The organism is Pseudomonas sp. GM49 (assembly GCF_000282355.1).
Lineage (GTDB): Bacteria > Pseudomonadota > Gammaproteobacteria > Pseudomonadales > Pseudomonadaceae > Aquipseudomonas.
Genome location: NZ_AKJL01000270.1, coordinates 1 through 21,146, shown reverse-complemented (window position 1 = coordinate 21,146; position 21,146 = coordinate 1). Strand labels below are relative to the sequence as shown.

The window sequence follows — 21,146 nt, the reverse complement described above, 5'->3', positions numbered from 1 at the left end:
AAATCTCGACGGGAAAAAACCGAGCTTGCCCAACTTCCGCTTTGTCTTCAACGACTAAACAGATGATGGCTTTTGCCCGCAAATTGCGGCTAAGAGTGAGCTGAATCAAAACAACGCCGGCAATCGCCAAACGGCCTGAAAAATCCACATTATTTTCACATCCGGCTGCTACTTTTAAACACTGTCACTGGTTGAACCAATGAAGGTTCTCCCTCCTACCATGAGCTCAAGGAAGCGCTCGAAGATGAAGGCGGGCAACACATGAATATAGGGTTCAGTAAGGTCACGTTTCCAAACGCCTGCCAGCTGATGCGCTGGCATTTTCATCCCATGGGGTTCGAGGCGAGCATGGACGCGCCGGGCAGCATGATTGCCCGTCTGTTTGATCGTGCCACTGGCGAGACCATGATCGCCATTGCCGGTATTCCGTGCACCACCGTCATGAATGCCGCGGATGTAGAACGAATAATCGAAGCGGTGGAAGATGAACTTGAAGCCTTCATTCCACCGGAGGCCATCAAGAGTTATGCCTGAAGGCTATCCCCCCTCAACAAAAAGCCCACTTCAAGTGGGCTTTTTGTTGAGCGCTATTCCCTGTAGGAGCGAGCTTGCTCCGGGCGGCGTTCCGACGATGGTCGTTAACGATAACGCGTATTTACTGGCTAAACGCGGCGCTCTTGAGTCCATCGCGAGCAAGCTCGCTCCTACAAAATCAGGTCGTGGTTTGGCTTTTACGATGATCGACAAAAAACGCCTTGCCCTTGCCGATCCGGTCGGAGGCCTTGGGCATGTTCGCGGCCTGGGTGTCTTGCGCGTCGACGTACCAGTAGCAATGGCTGACGGCGCGGGTAATACCCACGTACGCCAGCCGCAGGATCTCGTCCTTCTGGGCATTGTCGTAGGGTTCACTGTCACCGGCCTTGCCCAGGCCCGCCATCCGGTAAACCTGATTCTTGTAAGGCGAACTGGTCAGGTGCTGGCAGTCGCCCAGCAAGAACACCGCATCGGCCTGGAGGCCCTTGGCACTGTGATACGTCAGTTGCTTGAGCCTGCGAGCCTCATACGGCAAGCTCGAATCAACATTAACTACAGTCTGAATATGCTCTTCTATCAATAACTTATCGCTACTTTTTCGATACAGCATCAAGATCGAATCGCCCTTTCGGTAATGCTCCATCAGGCGCTGGGCCATGCCCTGGTCATCACGATCGAGGACGTTAACCGGCAGCAATGCCTTGGGTTCACCGCTGGCCTTGGCTTTCTTCCCGGCAATCGCCGGTGCTGCCCGCACGATGTGCTCAGCGGCATCAATGATGTGCTGGTGGCTGCGATAGTTGTCGCTCAGCATGACCTTGGTGGTACTCGGCGACGGGAACTCCTTGTTGAACTCCATGAAGTAGGTCGGTGAACTGCCGCGCCAGCCATAGATCGACTGCCAGTCATCCCCCACGCAAAGCAGCGAGGAACGCTGGGCGCCGCGTCCGACGTGCATGGCCGGTCCGCGACTGCGGATCTCGGCCAGGCTGGCCCTGATCCAGGAGACGATTTGCGGCGAGACATCCTGGAATTCGTCGATCATCAGGTGTGACAGCGGCCGCAGCAGCTCATCACTAAGCAGCTTGAGGTTCTCCGGCGAGTGCTCGCTGAACAGGGCGAACATCCGGTTGTAAGTCATGATCGGCGGTTTCTGATCGAGCAAATGATCTTCCAGCGCCCGCCAGTAAAGGCTCAAGGCCTCGAAGAAGAACCGGTCGGGATCGTCCTTGGCGAAACTCATCTGACCCACGGCGCTCGGCACATCGAGCCCGAGGTTTTCGATGAACCCGGCAGCGGCGACAAAACAATCGAGCAATGGCGCAGAAGCGAGCTCGCCCTTGACCTTGTAATCGAAGCCCGGCCCGGCGCTGGCATCGCCGGCGAGCGAGGCCAAAACACGTTTTGATGATTCGTAACTATCAAGCCATATCAATGGCTTACGACAGAAAGCTTGAAACAGGGTGCGCTTCACTGCCCACTCTGCGCGCACCGTCAATTTGGCGTTTGGACGTGCCACCTGCGGGTTTTCCCGAGGATCGAACCCCAGCACCACCCAGGCATCCAGGGACGGAATGTAGCCGTGACAATGGAATGTCGAACCGTTGATATCGAACGACTGGCGATTTGGCTCGATACCCTTGATGGGCCACGCACCGGCGCGAATCCACAGGTCTTCTATGGCGTCGCACAATTCTTCATCGCGCTTGGCGGCCAGTTCGGTAACGCCGATGCGTTTCTGTACATCCGGGTGATCCCGCTCCAACTCCTTGAGTTGCAAGGCATGCCGGGACAATGGCTTGATCAGCTCGCGAAAACGCTCATCGTCACGGTGCAGACGGTGATAGCAGGCGTTGAGCTGTTGGCGTTGAGCGTCGTTGATCCGCAGATCGAACGGATTGCTGTCGACCTCCTCATCACCCTGTGCAGCCCGCAGGCTGAGGTTTTCGAAAGCCTGCAAACGCTCGAAACCCGGAAGGCTGCGAACCATCGGCAGGATCCGCGAGTGAAAGGTGCGCACCAGATCCCGCGCCTCCTTGAAACTGATCGCTCGCCCCCAGAGCGCAAACAGTTCGATCAGCTTATTGATGAAGTCCTTGCGCGACTCACGGGTGAAGGTCACCACCGTCATCGAACTCAGCTCGAAGCCCAGGTAATGGGTCAGCAGCAAGATACGCAGCACCAGCGTGGTCGATTTGCCTGCACCGGCACCCGCGATCACCGAGGTGGACGGCGTATCGCTGAAGATCATTTTCCACTGTGCGGCGCTGGGTTGGGCATGGGCCGGCAGCAACCGGGCGACATCAGCCTTCATGCGCTTCTTCAACTCGGCACTCAACGGCAGGCGCCAATCGTCGAACAACAGGTCATCGACATTCGGTGGCCGGTGTTCAGTGGAGCGCGAGTCACGGATCAGCAGGACCTGGCGACCCTCCTCCAGCCCTTCGAGCTTGCCTTCCTTGTAGCCGTAATCGACCCCGGCGCTGTGACCGCTGCGAAAACCGTCGGCCTGGCCATGCAACCACGACGCACGATGTTGGGCATGCAGGCGGGTCAGGCTGTAACCGAAGAATCGGGCGAGCAGTCGCTTGATCAGCGGCATCTCGGCCAGGGGGCGAAGCTCAGGAGGAAGATCGGGGGTGTGTCGCGGCACGCGGACTGACTCCAGGGTGTGAGGCTGTTGAGCGCTATGGTGTCTGCATTTGCCGTCGAGTTCTAGTGAATTGCTTATGACTCATTGGCTTATGCGATGAAGTGAAGGCTGGATAAGAGATTTTCGAGGTTATTTCATATCGATCCATTCGATGGGAATGCTGCATTTTTTACGCTTTTTATCGATTGTTGCCTGATGGATGATAGCCGTCATCACTCACCGGTCTCGCTTCGTGGCTCAGGCGCCTCGCCCCATGACGAACCTTTTCAGGAGACGATCATGCTTGAACTCAGACCTTTCAACTCGCTCGGCGGCGCTCACCACGGCTGGTTGGATGCTCATCACCATTTTTCGTTCGCCGAATACTACGATCCCAAGCGTATGAACTGGGGCAACCTGCGGGTCTGGAATGACGACGTGATCGCTCCCGGCACCGGTTTTCCGCAACACCCGCACCGGGACATGGAAATCATTACCTATGTCCGCGAAGGCGCCATTACCCACCAGGACAACCTTGGCAACAAGGGCCGCACCGAAGCGGGTGACGTCCAGGTCATGAGTGCCGGTACCGGGATCGCCCACAGCGAGTACAACCTGGAAGCGACGCCGACCAGGATTTTCCAGATCTGGATCATCCCGAATGAATCCGGTCTGGCCCCTTCCTGGGGCGCCAAGCCGTTCCCGAAAGGCAACCGCGAAGGTTTTGTCACCCTGGCCAGCGGCAAGGAAGGCGACGATCAGAGCCTGCGCATCCGCGCCGATGCCCGGCTGGTAGCGGCCAACCTGAAGGCCGGCGAGTCTGCCGAATACCCGCTGGACAAGGGTCGTCGTGCATACCTGGTGCCGGCCACCGGGGTCATCGAAGTCAATGGTTTGCGTGCACAAGCTCGAGACGGTGTAGCGGTTGCCGATGAGCAGGTGCTGCGCGTAACGGCCATCGAGGACAGTGAGATCGTGTTGGTGGACCTGGCGTGATCCGCTGAGCGCAATTGCAAAAAAAAGGGGCGACCGTATTGGTCGCCCCTTTTTAGTTGCTGCGGCAAACCCTTTGTGGGAGCGAGCTTGCTCGCGATGGCGGCCTGGCATCCAGCATTGATACTGACTGACTGACAGACCGCTATCGCGAGCAAGCTCGCTCCCACAGGGTTACATACAACTCCAGTGGGAGTTACGTTGCTTATTTCGCGGAAATGGCGCTATCCACCAGCGTTTGCGCTTCGGCCACCAGTTGCTTGAGGTGGTCGTCGCTGACAAAGCTTTCGGCGTAGATCTTGTAGATGTCTTCCGTGCCCGACGGACGCGCCGCGAACCAGCCGTTTTCGGTCATGACCTTGAGACCGCCAATGGCCTGGTCATTGCCCGGTGCATGGCTGAGGATGCTCTGGATCGGTTCGCCGGCCAGTTGGGTCGAAGTGACCTGTTGCGGCGACAGCTTGCTCAACAACGCCTTCTGTTCCGGGTTGGCCTTGGCGTCGACCCGTACCGAGAACGGTTCTCCCAGTTCATCGGTCAAGGCACGATACGCCTGGCTCGGGTCGCGACCGGTACGGGCAGTCATCTCGGCAGCCAGCAGCGCCGGAATCAAACCGTCCTTGTCGGTGCTCCAGACGCCGCCGTCCTTGCGCAGGAACGAGGCACCGGCGCTTTCTTCGCCGCCGAAACCGAGGGATCCATCGAACAGGCCGTCGGCAAACCATTTGAAACCAACCGGCACTTCGTACAGGCGCCGGCCCAGGCGCTTGGCCACTCGGTCGATCAAGCCGCTGCTGACCACGGTTTTACCCACGGCAGCATCGGCGCGCCATTGCGGACGGTTCTGGAACAGGTAGTCGATGGCAACGGCGAGGTAGTTGTTCGGCGCCAGCAAACCACCGGACGGCGTGACGATGCCATGGCGATCGTGATCGGGGTCGCAGGCAAACGCCACGTCGAAGCGTTCCTTCAGGCCAATCAAACCTTGCATGGCATGGCTGGACGATGGGTCCATGCGGATCTGGCCGTCCCAGTCGACGGTCATGAAACGGAAGGTCGAGTCGACCTCTTTGTTCACCACATCCAGGTCCAGGCGGTAATGCTCGGCAATCGCCGACCAGTAGCGCACCCCTGCTCCACCTAGCGGATCGACGCCCAGGCGCAGCTTGGCATCGCGGATGGCGTCGAAGTCGATCACGTTGATCAGGTCGGCGACATAGGTGTTGAGGAAGTCGTGACGATGGGTCGTGCCGGCTTTCAGTGCCTGCTCGTAGCTGATGCGCTTGACGCCAGCGAGCTTGTTGGCCAGCAGTTCGTTGGCCTTGGCCTCGATCCACTTGGTGATGTGGGTATCGGCCGGACCACCGTTGGTTGGGTTGTACTTGTAGCCACCGCTTTGTGGCGGGTTGTGGGACGGTGTGATGACGATGCCGTCCGCCAGGCCCGAAGTGCGCCCGCGGTTGTAGCAGAGGATCGCATGGGAAATGGCCGGCGTCGGCGTGTACTCGTCGCCAGCGGCGATCATCACGGTCACGCCGTTGGCGGCCAGCACTTCGAGGGCGCTGGCGCCGGCCGGCGTGGACAGCGCGTGGGTATCGATGCCGACAAACAGCGGGCCATCGATGCCTTGAGCTTCGCGATACAGGCAGATCGCCTGGCTGATCGCCAGCACGTGCCATTCGTTGAAACTCAAGTCGAACGAGCTGCCGCGGTGCCCGGACGTGCCGAAGGCTACGCGCTGGGTCGAAATGGCGGCATCAGGCTGGCCGGTGTAATAGGCCGTTACCAGTCGCGGGATGTCGACCAACAATTCTGCCGGTGCCGGTTTACCCGCAAAAGGACTGAGTGTCATGCAAAACCTCTGGAATAGAGTGGTTCAGGAATTGGATCGCAGTTTACTGGCAGTTTGACCGCAAGGCGATGGGATCGATCCAACAGAGTGCAGGATGTTATTTTTTGCCTGACTCACTCGATTGATTCAAGGCGCAGCGCATCCCCCAACAAGCCCAGTGCGGCTGCCAGATTGTGATCGCCGCCGAACGTATGACTCAAGCGCAGATGCTGCCCGTGCAGACCCTGGAGGCTGAACAATTCTCCCGGTGCGATGACCACCTGATGCGCCAGCAGACGCTGGAACACACGACGGACATTGACCCGACGCAAGGAACGCACCCAGATCGTTGCACCGCCTTCAGGCTCGACGAAATGCAAGGCATCACCCAATCGTTCCTGCAACAACAGGGTCATCTGGCTCTTGCGCTCCTTGAGTAGCCGACGCAGCACTGGCAGGTGTTGATCGATGCGACCGCTGCTGTACAAACGGGCGATGGCTTTCTGGCGAATCGGCGAGAGACGAAAGGACCGCAGCAGAAAGTGCCGTTGCAACTCAACGCTCAAATGCCTTGAAAGCAGGTAACCGTAAGGCGCTTCCGGACCGATGGTTTTCTCGAACGTGGAAAACACCATCAACCGTTCAGGGTCCAGCAAGTCGCGAAAGCGCACGGCGCCCAGGTCGAATCCGAGTTCGCCATAACAGTCGTTTTCCAGCACCCAACTGTCATACGCAGCCAAAAGCCGGGCAATGGCTTGCCTGTTTTCGTCAGGCGCCAGGCTGCCACGGGGCATATTCAGGGCCGATGACAGCATCACCAGCCTTACCGGTTCGGTATCCAGCAGCATTTTGAGGCGCTCCGGATCGAGGCAGCCATCGGCTTGCACGGGCAACTCGATCACCTGCACGCAGGCGGCTTGAAACAAACGCAGGATCGCCCAGTCGCACGGCGATTCGACCACCACGGTGGCGTCTTTCAAGCCCAGCACGGCGATCAGGATTTCCAGTACACCGCGAAGGTCGGCGCCGATGTAGACATCATCGGCGTGCCAGTAACGCATTGGCGATGTGGTGTAGCGTGCTGCCAGGGCGGCGCGCAATTCCAGCTCACCGCAGGGTTGCGAAGGCGACTGCGGCTGTCGGGGATACTGGCGCAGCAACTCTCGCTCCAAAAGTAACAAAGGACTGTCGAGCGGCTGCAGCAACGCCGGTTCATCGGCGCTCAGGACCAGCATCCCCGGACGCCTGGCATTGACGTAGACGGCTTCCAGCAGGTCGCTGCCGCTGTCCTGCGGGTTGATTGAGGACACCGGCAATGCGTAGTAACCCGACTTGGCCACCGAATAGACGCGCCCTTCTTTTTCCAGCAGCGAATAGGCGTACTGAATGGTCGAGATCGACACGTTCAGACGTTCTGCCAGATGCCGCAACGATGGCAGGCGGATGCGCGAATCCCCTTCAGACTCGTTGATCAGGCTGGCCAGGTACCGGTAAACCGCCTGATAGGCGAAATCCGTTTCTCGAGGACCTTTCATGGGTGAAGGCCGATTGCAATGGCTGAAAATCCACCCACGGTCAGTGACCTGCTGACCATTCATCCACCAATGTGATGCCAGCGTCAGGATCGTCCACGGCATTTTGCAACGCGGCCGTTTCGATCAGTGCTTCAGGCGCCCCGCCAGCGCTTGCGGGCGTCCACTCCATGCGATAAAGCTGGCCAATCAGGCTGACGGGCAGTCCGCTGACATCCATCATCCATTGCATGATCTGTTCGGCGACCGGATGCCCCTGCATGGCCCGGTGCAGCTCGGGCATGGCCACCAGCATGCCCGGATGGCACTGACGCAGAAAACGCTCGAGCCCCGCACCTTTTTCGATAAAAGGCGAAAAAAGCAGGCACACCAGTTGTGCTTCGCTCAGGCCCAGGTTCTTTTGCGCCTCGGCCGCCGCTCGGGCGCGCTGCTCGTCCAGTGTCGCCGGATTGCCGAATACCTCGATGGCCTGCTCGCACAAACGCTCAGGCAAGCGCTTGCGGCGCATCATCACCAAGGCACGTTGCAGGTATTGCGCAATGCCGAACTCATAATTGCGACCCTGCACGAAGCACGCGTGCAGCCCCCGGACGTGGGCCGAGACCGACGGGCTGACGAATTCGTTGTCGCTGATCTGCGCGGACAGTTCGTCAGGCTGGAACCCGAGAAACTCAGTCAGCAATGGCCAGCGCTCTACCAGGTTGCTGACCAGCAGGTCGTGAATGTCGATGCAGGCCGTACGACGACAGGTCTCAAAGCGCTCTTGCGGACGCCACGGGGCCTGGCCGAATTCCGCGTAGAACCCGTGATAACAGTCGCTGCCCAGTTCATCGAGTAATGCAAACAATCCCGCATAACCGGCCTCGCCCACCTGCGAAGGCTCGAGCCCTGCCTTGGTGGCGGCACGCTTCAATCCGTCGATGAACTGCTTCTGCTGACGCGGCGTGTCACTGATGAGCAAAGCGTCGACACCACCGTCCCAGCGGGCGATTTGTCCGTAGAACTCTCCCGTGGCCAGATAACCGTCATCCCACAGGTCGAACCCGCCGCGCCACTCCCGGCGATGGCCGATCAGCAGCTGGTTCAGGCGGCTGGACTCGCGACCGGCGTCGGAGATCGGCGTCAGTTGGTTGAACGGCAAGACTTCCCGATCATCGACCATCAACACCTCGACCCGGGGATCGTCATGGACAAACAACGCACAGTTGGTCCGGTGCATGTTTTCCACGGCCGCGCAGCTTGTCCCGTTCAACCGTAACGAGGCGATGCGTAACTGGAATGTCGCCGGCGCCCGCGTGGCAATGGTCAACTGCGCAGCACGCAACAGTGCCAGGGTGTAGCAGTTGTCACGGGCCCCGGACTGGATCGCCAACACCTTGTAATCACCAATGTGCTCCATGCCCCCCGCCGCGACCGCCAGGCGCTGAATCAACAATTGCAATGCAGTGCGTTCTGCACGGGAGAAATAACCCAGCAATCGCTGCAGCACTTGTTGATAGACATGGTTCATCGCTTGGTCATGGATGCTGGTCATCTTTATTTACCTGATACTCGTAAGTTCAATATCGCGCAGACAGCAAATCCCGTTGGACTGTCTGTACGAATGGAGTCATGGACTTTATTGCCAAATGCTAACACTAGAATTTTCAGACAATCATTTGAAGTGAGCGCTGCACCCCCTCGGTTTAAGCAGGAAGGCGAGGCTGTACCACCCGGCGGGCAAGGGTTTGCTCGATTTAAACCGGAGTCCTAGGAAACGTCCGACAAAGTCCCACAGACACTTAATACAAGAAATAAGGAAAGAAGTTGTCGCTGTCTTTTTGGCAACTACACAACAACGAACTAATTTGGAGATTTGCACCGATGGCGCACATTGAAAAATTTCAGCCTGACCACCAGCCATGACTCGTTCCTTGAGATGAAAGTAATCATTCAATTATCAGGGCTTAGTGGCTGATTAGAAGCTACAGATTACGAGCAAAAACCAGTTCAGTTGCTGGACAGGCCTGCGGATCGACGGGTTTCGGGGGCTGAAACGAAAGAGTCCGTGTGGGCACGGACTCTTGGATAGGCTGTTGGGATTGCTATTGGGTAAGTGTTACGCCGGTTCGACCTGGAGCGCGACCCTTTCGCGACACGGACATTCGTCCATGTAGCGGTGTGCCTCGACAACCTCGGTAAACGGGAAGACCCGAGTCTTGAGCGGCAGCAGCACGCGGTCAGCGGTCAACTGGTTGATATCGCGCAAGGCACGCTGCAGTGCGACCTGGTCCTGGATGATGCCCAGCTCCGGCTTGCCGGTGAAGTTGCCGATGCAGTGCACGAAGAACTGAATGTTCTTCTGGAACGCTGCGCAAGCCGGGAATGGTGTCTGGTTGCCGCCTTGCAGGCCGTACAGCACGAGGCTGCCGCGAGGCGCCAACACATCGCCGAGCAACGACATCTGCGGACCGCCCAAACCATCGAACACCACGTCCACGCCGCGGTTGTCGGTGATTTTGTTGATCCGCATGAGCAGATCTTCTTCCTCGGTGACGATCACCTTCTCGGCACCCAGCGACAGCAGGTATTCACGTTCCTCCGCGGACTTGGTCGCGGCAATCACTCGAACACCCAAGGCCTTGCCCAGTTGTACGAACGAAGGTCCGGCGCAATGACTGGCGTCGGTCACCAGGGCGAATTGCCCGGGCTTGACCCGTGCCAGATCGGCATAAGCGAAATAGGCGACCAACAGCGGCGTGTAATGCACGCTGGCTTCGATCGGGGTGAGTACGTCCGGGTAACGGGTCAGCGACGAGCGCGGCAATACGATCAGTTCGCCGTAGACCGGATAGTCGTTCGGGCTTTGGGCCGGGAAACTGGCGACCTTGTCACCTATCGCCAGGTCATCGACACCCTCACCGACAGCCGTGACGATACCGGCCATTTCCTGGCCAAGGCCGGAAGGCAGATGGGCACGGGACGATGCCAGGTTCTGGCGCCAGAGCGTGTCATACCAACTGATGCCGATCGCTTCGACGCGCACCTGCACTTCGCCCGGTGCAGGCAGAGCCGCCGCATGCTCTTCGCATTTGAGCACCTCGGCTGGACCAAACTTGTGAAAACGAATCGTGCGGGACATCACAAACCTCGCCAATTGAACCTCTAATGCCTTGAACTCTAGCTGGGCTTTCAACCCAACACTATCTGTGGCTATTAATAGTCGACATGCCTGTCATTGATTCCGCAGCGGCAGCAACATCGTCAAATGTCGTAAGAAATTGAAGCTGCCTTTGCAGGAAATCTGAATTACTCGGTGCAGAGTACCAGTCTTTCCCCGTAATATTCCTGCTGGCCATTGTTCTCATATGGCCGCCCACGTCAAGTTTGCTGACTCTGCCAGGACTCCAGATGAATCGTAATGACCTGCGTCGTGTCGACCTGAACCTGTTGATCGTTTTCGAAACATTGATGCACGAACGCAGCGTGACCCGTGCTGCGGAAAAGCTGTTCCTCGGCCAGCCAGCCATCAGTGCGGCGCTCTCGCGCCTGCGCGGGCTGTTCGATGATCCTTTGTTTGTGCGTACCGGCCGCAGCATGGAGCCGTCTGCCCGGGCGATCGAGATTTTCGCCCTGCTCTCGCCGGCACTGGATTCGATTTCCACGGCGGTCAGCCGTGCGGCCGAGTTCGATCCTGCCACAAGTACCGCCGTGTTCCGCATCGGCCTTTCGGACGACGTCGAATTCGCCTTGCTGCCAATGCTGCTCAAGCGCCTGCGTGCCGAATCACCGGGGATTGTGCTGGTGATACGCAGGGTCAACTACATCCTGATGCCGGGTTTGCTGGCATCCGGCGAGATATCCATCGGCGTCAGTTACACCACCGACCTGCCGGCCAACGCCAAGCGCAAGGTACTGCGCCGCAGCCAGCCGAAGCTGTTGCGCGCCGACACCGTGCCAGGGCCGTTGAGCCTGGATGACTATTGCGCCCGCCCACATGCACTGGTGTCGTTCGCCGGTGACCTCAGCGGCTTTATAGATGAAGAACTGGAAAAACTCGGGCGCAAACGTCATGTGGTGCTCGCGGTGCCGCAGTTCAATGGCTTGAGTACCTTGCTGGCCGGCACTGACATCGTCGCAACCGTGCCGGACTACACCGCCGATGCACTGACTGCAGCAGGCGGCGTACGGGCGGAAGACCCGCCATTGCCGGTGCGCAGCTTCGAACTGCACATGGCCTGGCGAGGGTCGCAGGACAATGATCCGGGTGAGCGCTGGTTGCGCTCGCGGATTCAGATGTTCTTCGGGGATCCTGAGAGTCTTTAAAGAGGATGGCGTATCTCTCTTTTAGGTCGCGGGTGAGTCATGACAAGTGTTGACGCTCGCAAAAGCCTCGACACTCGTCACTGTTCAAACCTGGATCATTCTTTATAGAGCGTTCGAGCCTGAATCCATTCGAGGGCCGCACTTTTCAGCCATCCAGGTGCTGCTTCAGCATCGCCCAGGCTTCGTCGGTGATACGGTAGTTCTTGTCGGCCTCAAGCACGATCACGCCCTCGCTGCACAGGCGTTTAAGCACTTCGCGCACACTGACAAATGTCATCCCGGCAGACAGTGACACCAGATAGGCATACACCCCACGGACACCGACGGCACGCCCATCCAAAGTGGCGGCAACCAGCGCATTGAGGACCTTGATGCGGATCAGACTGGTGCGCAGTCCATAGAAACGAAGCAATTCACGAATGTGTTCATTCGAGCTGCGATTGCATACGAACGCCAGCTGATTGGTCGCTGTGCGAAACGGTGAAGGTGCGCTTACAGCCGCTGAGCCTGAGTTGTTCAACATGCGAAACTCCCTTTCCGAAATGTTCAGGGGTTGCTACGTCAGCCGTAGCAACCCTTCCCGTCATCGTCAGAAGTCGACGGTGGCCGATAGCTGCAAGGTCCGCGGATAACCCGGGGAGAATGCGCCGTACGAAGCAACGCCCGACCAGTACTCACGATCAAACACGTTCTGCACGGTGGCGCGGAACGTCGTCGGCCGGCCTTCGATCTTGGTGGCATAACGCGCGCCGGCATCGAAGCGGGTCCAGGCATCCAGCTCCTGCGTATTAGCCTGATTGACGAATTGGCTGTCGGTGTAAATGGCACCACCGGTCAGAGTGAAGCCTTCAAGCCATGGTGTATCCCATTCGGCCCAGAGGTTGGCTTGCACGTCCGGCACACCCACCGGTTTGTTGCCGCGGTTGGCCGCTGTCGCCGAATCGGTCAACTCACCGTCAAGCACAGTCACGCCCCCCATCAAGCGCGTGCCCGGCGCGACTTCGCCGAACATGCTCAACTCGATGCCGCGATTGCGTTGTTCGGCCTGGATCGAGAACACGTTGCCGGCGCCGATTTCACCACTCGGTTTCTCGATCTGGAACAACGCCAGCGTGGTCATGAACGTACCGTACTCATATTTGACGCCGAGTTCATGCTGCTTCGATTTGTACGGGGCGAACGTCTCACCGGCGTTGGCCGCCGTGCCTGGTGCGATGTCTCCCTTGCTCAAACCTTCAACATAATTGTAATAGAGCGAGACATCTTCCCAAGGCTTGACCACTACTGCGGCCAGTGGAGTCGTGGCACTTTCGCTGTATTTCGAGCTGACCGAACCTGCGGCGTTGTAGTTGCGTGATTCGATGTCCTGGCGACGCACACCGAGGGTCAACTGAAAGCGGTCATCGAGCATGGACAACGTGTCAGTCAACGCGACACCGGACAGATCCGATTCGGAAACGCGCAGCACCTTCGGCGAGTTGATGAATTGCCTGGGCACATCGATCGGGTGGTAAATGTTCGAACGGATTTCGGTACCGTTGTTGATCCCTCGGGACAGTTCATCCTGGTACCGGGTCGCCATCAGCGTGGTCGTGTGAGTGATCGGCCCTGTAGCGAACACGCCGCGGATGCCGACATCGGCTGTCGAACGATCGACGTTGAATTTGTAGTAACCCGGAATGTTACTGGTATCGCCGGCCTCATTGAGGATTCTCGGCACTTGGTCAGACAAACGCTTGACGTCCGATTTGCCGCCACCGGCGTGGGCAAACACGGTAACCGTATCAGTCAGGTCATATTCGCCTCCCAGCAAGGCCGACTGCTCTTTGGTATCCGACCAGCCCCAGTCCTGCGGCAGGTTGGTGCGGCCATTCGGCGCGGACGGGACATCTACCCCCGGTGCGATGGTGAATGGCCGCGAGGCTGCGTCGAAGCTTTCTTTCTGACTGATGTAATCAAGGTTCAAGCGCAAGCGCTCGCCACGATAATCGAGGGCAATGGCGCCGACACCCACGTCTCGATGCTGATCATCGATGGCCGTATCGCCGCCCTGCAGGTTGCCGTTGAAGCGCACGCCAAACTGATTTTCCTCGCCGAAGCGACGACTGAGATCCAGATGACCGCCGACCTGAGAGTCCGAGGCGTAACTGCCGGTAAAACGGGTCAGGTCTTCGTCCAGTGGACGCTTGGGAACGATGTTGATTACGCCACCGACGCCACTGTTGGGCGAGATGCCGTACATCATTGCGCCCGGCCCCTTGAGCACTTCAACACGCTCGGCGTACTCGGTGAACACCCGGTAGTTCGGCGCTACGCCGTACACGCCGTCGAACGCCAATTCACCGAGGTTGCCTTCACCGATCGGGAAGCCACGGATGAAAAACGAGTCGACGATGCCGCCCGTCTGACCGGTGGAGCGCACCGAAGGATCACGTTGCAGCGCATCGGCCACGGTCACGGTTTGCAGGTCGGCCATGGTCTTGGCGGTGTAACTGGTGACACTGAACGGGGTGTCCATCACGTCCTTGTTGCCCAACATGCCCAACCGGGCACCGCGCGCAACCTGGCCGCCGGCGAACACTTCCGGCAATGCGGTCGGGCCGTTGTAACGGGCGTTGATGTTGGTGGTGCCGAGAGTCAGCGCATCCATGCTGTCGTCGGTCGGCGTCGCGGCTGGAATGTTCGAGGTCTTGTCGGCGGCAACGTCTTGTTGCTCGGGGCTCGCGGCCCAGGCGTTGGCGCTTCCTGCGACCAAAACAAAATTCAGCATGGCGGTACGAATGGCGAGTGTTAACACGCGCTCACCGCTAGGACGACTGACAACAGGCATGACGTGAGGATCCTTTTCAACAAGGGAAAATGGTTATCACTCCTATTGCCAGTCGATCTGCGAAAAAGTATCACCCTCAGTAAAGTTTCTTTGATTTTGCCAGGCCAAGGCTAGGCATACAGGCGTTGCAGCGGTATCGCGACCACCGGCAACGCGGGGTCAAACGCGTGCCGGGTGGTCTTGTACGGAAAGATCTCGCCGCGGGCGATCGCGGTGAAAATCCGCGCCACTTCGAACACTTGCCCAGTCTGCCAATGCCGCACGCACACCCGCGGATCGGTGTAATCGAGCTGGATGCACGGCACTCGCTTCAAGCCCAGCTGCAACGCCGCGTTGAACCGGTGATTGCCGTCCATCACGATGCCTTGCGAGCGCTCGACGATGATCGGCTCCAGCCAATGCCCGGCCCGGATAATCGACTCGCACAGCATCGCCACGTTGACCGGATCCACCTGCTCGGACTGCAGCACTTCGCACAGCGGTCGCAGCGTAATCTGATATTCGTGTTCCATGGTTTATCTCCTGATTCGCCGGGGATTCAGCAGGCATCGGCGCGGGCAATTGGCGCGTACTGGCTGGCCACATCGAGCAGGCGCTGGGCGTGTTCGATCAGCGGCAAGTCGACCATCTCGCCATCCACTTGCACCGCATGACTGCCCGTGGCCACCGCCCTCATCACCCGGTCGGCCCACGCCAATTGGCGCGAATCCGGCAGGAAAGCGCGCTGCACCGAGAGCAGTTGCGAGGGGTGGATGCACAACTTGGCGCCGAATCCCAGCGAGCGCGCGTAATGTGAGTCCTTGGTGACAACCGCCAGATCGCCGATCGCCGGCGTGACACCGTCGATCGGTGCCGGCAAATTCGCCGTGCGCGAAGCCAGCACAATGCGGTTGCGTGCGAAGAGAAACGCCTCGGGAGTCTGGCTGCAGTTGACATCGAGCGAGAAATCCAGCGAGCCGAACGCCAGCCGCGCCAGGCCCGGAATCGCCGCAATCGACTCGACCTGTTGCAGGCCCTTGGCGGTCTCGATGATCGCGATAATCTTCAGCTCCGGCTGCCACTCGAGCAGGCGTTCGACCACCCGCGCCAGGGTCTCGGGGCATTCGGCCTTGGGCAGAAAGATTCCGCTGCACCGCTCGGGATAGCGCATGTCGCCGAGCCAGGTCAGGTCCTGGCGAAACAGCGGGCTGCTGACGCTGTTCAGGCGGATGTAACGCTCGCAGGAAACCTTTGGCGTGCTCTCCTGCCACGCCCAGATGGCGGCGCGGGCTGCGGCTTTGCTGTCTGGGTGAACGGCATCCTCAAGGTCGAGAATGATCGCGTCCGGCCCCGCTTCGACGGCTTTGGCAAAGCGCTCGGGTCGGTTGCCCGGCACGAACAGGTAGCTGATCGCGAGTGGGGTTTTGCTGCTGAGTCGATCGGATTGCATGGCGTTGCTCCTTGGCGTGAACCAGTCGTGATTTCTGAACATTTTCAGGCCCCGCCGGCGGCGGATTTCCGTGCCTGTCCGGGGCGTCTCGCAACAGCCCTTAACGCCTTATTGATCAAGGTATTAAGGGGTTTTTTTATGTAGGGACGAACGCGTACCTGGGCGTGTAAATACACGCTCATGAATTCGCCCTGCGCAGGTATTCATTCAAAAATATTTGAAAACCTTACTTGATAATCGTTCGCGTTCGCAATATGGTTCACGCCGTCAAGAGGAACTATCCTCGTTTCAGAGCCAGCGATCAGTATCACGGGAAGTACATGTCAGTGATGTCATTTAAATATCAGTTACTGGTCATCTACAGAGGACTGGCCATCAACTAGCGGCCAATCAGAACATCCGTACAAACCTTATGGAATGGGGTTCTCATGCAATTGTTTTGCGAGCCATTTATTACGATCGGCCATACGGATTCATCTTCAGATTTCGCCTGGCATCCGCCTCCAGGGTGTTTAAAGTCTCGTATCTGACGAGTAAAAAAGACTACATCTTTCGATAACGATCAGTTATCGACACATCAATGGCGACGTTATTTTCGACGCCAGGGGTTAACTATGCTTGCAACCAATAAATCGCCTGTTGAAAAGCGAAATAAAATCCATCATCCGAACATGCTAAAACCGCTGATCGACCCCGTTATTTATACGCTTATCAATAACTTCCCAAGCATACTTGTTGACTTGGTCAAACAACATGGCTCGCCGTTGAATCTGGTTTGGCCCCATGCTTTTGAAGTGAACACGAAGGCCCTGCAGGCCGTGTTAAAACAGTACAACGTGACTCACGCCATCTTCTACGGCGCCAAGGCCAACAAGTCTCAGAGCATGCTGAGTGCTGCGGCAAACTCGGGTATCGGCGTCGATGTGTCGAGCATCCACGAACTGGAAGCCGCGTTGCGGGCCGGTACGCCGGCAGCAAAAATCTGCGCCACGGGACCGGCAAAAACAGCCATGTTTCATCAGGCGCTGGTCAGTGCGGGCTCACTGATTTGCGTGGACTCGCTGGAGGAATTCGAGCACCTCAAAATCGTGATCGAATCGCGACCTGCCCTCACCAAAGCCAGACTTCTACTGCGTTACAGGCCGAAAAGCTGCCCGAAAAGCCGATTTGGAATGGGTTCGGAAGACTTGCTTGAATGCCTTCAACGGCTGACCAGGCAATCTGCGATTTTTCACTTCGAGGGTTTCCATTTCCATCTGGGCGGCTATGGATTCGAATCCCGCGCGCAGGCGTTCCGTGAGGTAACGGCGTTTGTCGAAGCAGCTCGGGAAATGGGTTTGAATCCGCTGATGATCGACATTGGTGGAGGCCTGCCGATTCGTTATGTCGAGCCACAGGTCTACGGTCTTTTTTTGCAAAACGAGAACAAGCCCAGCCACTATTACAACCAGTCAGTCCCTGACTCTTATTATCCTTATGGCAGTGACCTGACGGCACCGCAATGGTTGACGCTATTGCTCGAAGCCGATCATTCGACAGGACTGTCCATTGCCAATTACCTGAAGCTTCAGAATATAACGCTGGCATTGGAACCCGGCCGAAGCCTGGTAGATCAAGCAGCTATTTCATTGTTTCGCGTCACCCGCACGAAAAAACTCGCCGACAATAAAGCCGTCATCTTTGTTGAAGGCAGTAGTTTCAGCGCCTGTGAAACCTGGTTTTCTTCTGAATACCTGGTAGATCCAATACTGATCAGCACAAAAGAACTCCCATGCACCCCGACCCAAGCTTATATCGCAGGCCACAGTTGCCTGGACGATGATGTGATTACGCATCGGCTTATCAACTTCGGCACTGCACCCCAAACAGGTGACTTATTGATTTATGTCAATACCGCCGGTTATCAGATGGACTTGCTGGAGAACGAGTTTCATCGCCATCCCCTGCCCCGGCGGTTGACGGCGACCTGTTGTACGGAAGGTAACTATGCGTTTTCACCTGACTACTAAAGGTAATAATTGAAATGATATTGAATAAAGTTTCGGATCTTATTGGAAACACTCCAATGTTGGGCATTGATGTTCCGGATACCAACGCACGTTTGTTGCTGAAGATTGAAAAGAACAACCCCGGCGGCAGCATCAAAGATCGCATGGCACGCAATATGGTGCTGGCTGCGCTCAAGTCCGGTCGCCTGAAACCCGGCGGTGTGGTCGTCGAATCGTCCTCCGGCAACACCGGGATTGGTCTGGCCATGGCAGCGGTCGAGTTTGGTTTGCACTTCATTGCCGTGGTCGATCACCACGCAGCGCAAGACAAGATCGCGGTGATGAAGGCGCTGGGCGCCGACATTCGATTCGTCAAAGGCACCTATCGCGAAGATGAGGTCGCGGTGGTCGAGCGTCAGCAACTCGCAGCTGAACTGGCGAGCGAGATTCCTGGCGCCGTGTTCATGAATCAATCCGACAACGCGGCCAACGCTGGTGGCTACAGTGATTTCGTCCGCGAAACCATCGCTCAGGCCGAAGGCGCTATCGGTGCCTACGTCGGTTGTGTCGGCACCGGTGGTTCGATGACCGGCATCGCTCGTGGCTTGAAACTGCACAACCCCGGCACCGTGACCGTCGCAGTGGAACCGGCCGGCTCGATCGTCTTCGGCCATCCCGGCTATCCCTACTACCAATCAGGCACTGGCACTCCGGCCGGTGACACCGTCGGCCTGGTGCTCGACTACAGCTGCATCGATCTGGGCGTGCAAGTCACCGACTCACAGGCTTTCGAAAGCGCCCGCTACATCGCCCGCAACTTCGCGCTGCTGGTGGGTGGCTCGACCGGTGGTGCAATTTTCAAGGCACTGGAACTGATCCACAAAGGCGTGTTGACCGGCAACGTGGTCGTGCCGATCGCCGACGGCGGCGAAAAGTACCTGCACACGGTGTTCGACGATAAATGGCTGCAAGAGCGTGATCTGCTTGATCCGAATGTCGCGCCGCAACTGGACACCTGGCTGGGCAAGACCCAATGGCTGGAATCCGTTTCCGCGCCGCTGCAACTGAGCGTCGCATGACCCACCCATCACCAAGGAACGCCTCTCGATGAATCTGTTGAAAGTCGCCATCTGTGGTGGCGGCAGGACCGGCCATCTCAACGCCATCCTGTTTAAACAGCTGCCCAAGGTTCAGGTTTCGATGCTCACCGGCAATCCGCAGGTCATCGAACAATACGCGCGTCAGACGCCGATGCAGGCATTGTTGCCCGATGGCTCGATGCTGAGTGCCCGACTGGATCGCGTGACCACCGATGCCAGGACTGCCGTTGAAGATGCCGACATCGTCATCATCACTGTCCCCGCCCATGCCCGACCGCAAACCTTGCAAGCCATTGCACCGCATCTGAGCGCCAGCAAACCGGTGTACGTCGGCGCGATTCCGGGTTTCTGCGGTTTCGACTGGCTGGCCGAAGCCACCCTGGCCAATCGTCCCAACCTGGTGATCTGGGGGATGAAGGATGTCCCGCATACTGCGTTTGAGCTGACACCGGGGCAGTCGATCAAAATGGGCGGCGGCAAAAGCCAATTGTATGTGGCGACCCACGCTCGAGAATCGCAGAAATCGCGCCAGCAGCTGCAGGACATACTCACCACGTTGTACGGGCCATGCGTGACGATGCTCGACAATTACCTGGAAATCACCCTGACACCGGGCAATCCGATCATGCACAGCTCGGTGATCTACGGGCTGATCGGCCCCTACGGCCAATGGCATCGCAAGATTTTCCCGCAACGCATGTGCTGGTGGACCGAGTGCCCGGAACTGGGCGCCTACTTCCTCGAACGCATGGATCAGGAAAGCCAGGACTTGTGTACGGTCATCAGCCAGCGCATGGGCATCGACCTGTCCTCGGTCAAATCCCTGAAACAGGAAATCGTCGAGGCCTACGGTGACCAGATCCGCGACCGGAGCAGCATGCTTTCGATTCTGCGCACCAACCAGGCCTACAACGACATCCTCGCGCCGATGGTGCCGGCCGGCGACAACCGCGCCGGCTACGTGATCGAACGCGAGAGCCGCGCCTTCAATGAAGACGTCGCCTATGGCCTGGTCTTGCTGGTGGAAATGGCCCGGCGCTTCGAGCTGAAGGTGCCCTACATCGAAGAAGTCTTGCAGTGGAGCGTTGCCTACATGCAAGGCCTGCGGGACTCGGCACTCGACTACTTCCCAAGCCACTGGCCACGCACGGCAAACGCCGCCGCTTGATCTCTTTGTTTAATTTTCGACGAGCAGACCGCTGATATGGATGACTTCAAGACACTGATCGCCTACTCCCGCAAAAACGCCATGCGACGCTTGATCCGCTGCCTTTTTGCCGAGAACATTCTCGACCGTTCGGCCCTTAGCTTTTCCGTCGAGGGGAACCGGGCCACTTATCCGCTGAAGGGTGTCCGCGCCCGCCTGTTTTTCTCCGACATTGCCAAAGGCCCGGCCGACACCGTGGTCAACGACGGTGACGTGGTGCTGTTGACCGATGAAGGTGTGCGACAGGTCATCACCAGCCATCAAGACATGCTGGATGTGCTGCGTGACAGCTTCGACTTCGAGCCCACCGACGAAGGCGTGGCCGGGCTCAAGTCCGACATGGAAAACAGCCTGATCAACGACGCCCACGCCCGCCAGCATCGTCAGCAATGGAATGCGCGGCTGGAGCAGGCCACCAAGGATCAGGGGCTCACCAGCTTCACCGATTATCTGCGCAAGCAGGCCAACACCAAGGACGCCGCCATCCTTCTCGACCAGTGGGGCTCGCTGGAAGGCCATCCATATTACCCGACATGGAAATCCCGTCCGGGCCTGACCGATGCTGAAGTCGAGCAGTTGTCCCCCGAGTTCAACGCTCAAGTGCCGCTGCGTATCGCCGCGTTGCGTGCCGACCATTCGAAAAGCGAAAGCATGCCGCATGTGACCAGTTACCACGACTGGTTCGCCAGCAACTTCCCGGCGCAATGGGAACAATGGAAGGCCTCGCTCAACAGCAAAGGACTGGATGAAACCCAGTGGCTGGCG

The 21,146-nt window shown here is 58.1% G+C and carries 16 protein-coding genes; 7 read left to right on the top strand and 9 right to left on the bottom strand.

Features of this window, described 5'->3' with window-relative positions; genetic code table 11:
* The first annotated feature begins 261 nt into the window (after window positions 1-261).
* Window positions 262-534, top strand: a complete 273-nt coding sequence (locus PMI29_RS06225; protein WP_008002069.1) for a DUF1652 domain-containing protein — start codon at window positions 262-264, stop codon at window positions 532-534.
* Window positions 535-712: 178 nt separating this feature from the next.
* Here the strand turns inward: PMI29_RS06225 and PMI29_RS06230 are convergent, their stop codons facing one another.
* A complete protein-coding gene (locus PMI29_RS06230; RefSeq protein WP_008002067.1) occupies window positions 713-3,187 on the bottom strand; it encodes a UvrD-helicase domain-containing protein in 2,475 nt (824 codons plus the stop codon).
* A gap of 279 nt (window positions 3,188-3,466) precedes the next feature.
* On the opposite strand from PMI29_RS06230, the gene PMI29_RS06235 reads away from it, so the two are divergent.
* The gene (locus PMI29_RS06235) at window positions 3,467-4,162 is read left to right on the top strand and encodes a pirin family protein (protein ID WP_008002066.1); all 696 of its coding nucleotides are present in this window, start codon (window positions 3,467-3,469) and stop codon (window positions 4,160-4,162) included.
* 202 nt (window positions 4,163-4,364) lie between these two features.
* Here PMI29_RS06235 and pgm read toward each other — a convergent pair whose 3' ends face one another.
* The 4 genes from pgm to PMI29_RS06255 all read right to left on the bottom strand — a co-directional run bounded on the left by pgm (window position 4,365) and on the right by PMI29_RS06255 (window position 10,643).
* Window positions 4,365-6,011 (bottom strand): phosphoglucomutase (alpha-D-glucose-1,6-bisphosphate-dependent), encoded by a 1,647-nt coding sequence (gene pgm / locus PMI29_RS06240; RefSeq protein WP_008002064.1) that lies wholly within the window; start codon window positions 6,009-6,011, stop codon window positions 4,365-4,367.
* Between the two features lie 113 nt (window positions 6,012-6,124).
* Window positions 6,125-7,525, bottom strand: coding sequence for an aminotransferase-like domain-containing protein (locus PMI29_RS06245; protein ID WP_008002063.1), 1,401 nt, complete (start codon window positions 7,523-7,525; stop codon window positions 6,125-6,127).
* 40 nt (window positions 7,526-7,565) lie between these two features.
* The gene (locus tag PMI29_RS06250) at window positions 7,566-9,056 is read right to left on the bottom strand and encodes a hypothetical protein (RefSeq protein ID WP_008002061.1); all 1,491 of its coding nucleotides are present in this window, start codon (window positions 9,054-9,056) and stop codon (window positions 7,566-7,568) included.
* A 564-nt stretch (window positions 9,057-9,620) separates the two neighbouring features.
* Window positions 9,621-10,643 carry a zinc-dependent alcohol dehydrogenase family protein gene (locus PMI29_RS06255; protein WP_008002059.1) on the bottom strand — a complete coding sequence of 341 codons (1,023 nt, stop codon included), beginning with the start codon at window positions 10,641-10,643 and terminating at the stop codon, window positions 9,621-9,623.
* Between the two features lie 269 nt (window positions 10,644-10,912).
* Between PMI29_RS06255 and PMI29_RS06260 the strand changes: the two genes are divergently transcribed.
* A complete protein-coding gene (locus tag PMI29_RS06260; protein ID WP_008002057.1) occupies window positions 10,913-11,827 on the top strand; it encodes a LysR family transcriptional regulator in 915 nt (304 codons plus the stop codon).
* Window positions 11,828-11,972: 145 nt separating this feature from the next.
* Here the strand turns inward: PMI29_RS06260 and PMI29_RS06265 are convergent, their stop codons facing one another.
* The 4 genes from PMI29_RS06265 to PMI29_RS06280 all read right to left on the bottom strand — a co-directional run bounded on the left by PMI29_RS06265 (window position 11,973) and on the right by PMI29_RS06280 (window position 16,086).
* A complete protein-coding gene (locus tag PMI29_RS06265) occupies window positions 11,973-12,350 on the bottom strand; it encodes a hypothetical protein (protein WP_008002055.1) in 378 nt (125 codons plus the stop codon).
* A 66-nt stretch (window positions 12,351-12,416) separates the two neighbouring features.
* Window positions 12,417-14,657, bottom strand: a complete 2,241-nt coding sequence (locus PMI29_RS06270) for a TonB-dependent receptor (protein ID WP_008002053.1) — start codon at window positions 14,655-14,657, stop codon at window positions 12,417-12,419.
* Window positions 14,658-14,767: 110 nt separating this feature from the next.
* Window positions 14,768-15,169, bottom strand: a complete 402-nt coding sequence (locus PMI29_RS06275; protein WP_008002052.1) for a ParB N-terminal domain-containing protein — start codon at window positions 15,167-15,169, stop codon at window positions 14,768-14,770.
* Between the two features lie 26 nt (window positions 15,170-15,195).
* Entirely contained in the window at window positions 15,196-16,086 is an 891-nt protein-coding gene (locus PMI29_RS06280; protein ID WP_008002050.1) for an HpcH/HpaI aldolase/citrate lyase family protein, read from the bottom strand.
* A gap of 614 nt (window positions 16,087-16,700) precedes the next feature.
* Between PMI29_RS06280 and PMI29_RS06285 the strand changes: the two genes are divergently transcribed.
* From PMI29_RS06285 to PMI29_RS06300, 4 genes are all read left to right on the top strand, one after another.
* A complete protein-coding gene (locus PMI29_RS06285; protein WP_008002048.1) occupies window positions 16,701-18,095 on the top strand; it encodes a Y4yA family PLP-dependent enzyme in 1,395 nt (464 codons plus the stop codon).
* 14 nt (window positions 18,096-18,109) lie between these two features.
* On the top strand, window positions 18,110-19,153 hold the full coding sequence (locus PMI29_RS06290) for a PLP-dependent cysteine synthase family protein (protein ID WP_033052647.1): 1,044 nt from the start codon (window positions 18,110-18,112) through the stop codon (window positions 19,151-19,153).
* Window positions 19,154-19,181: 28 nt separating this feature from the next.
* Window positions 19,182-20,342, top strand: coding sequence for an NAD/NADP-dependent octopine/nopaline dehydrogenase family protein (locus tag PMI29_RS06295; protein ID WP_008002042.1), 1,161 nt, complete (start codon window positions 19,182-19,184; stop codon window positions 20,340-20,342).
* A 36-nt stretch (window positions 20,343-20,378) separates the two neighbouring features.
* Window positions 20,379-21,146: IucA/IucC family protein (locus PMI29_RS06300; protein WP_008002041.1), on the top strand; the 768-nt coding region annotated here is incomplete at its 3' end.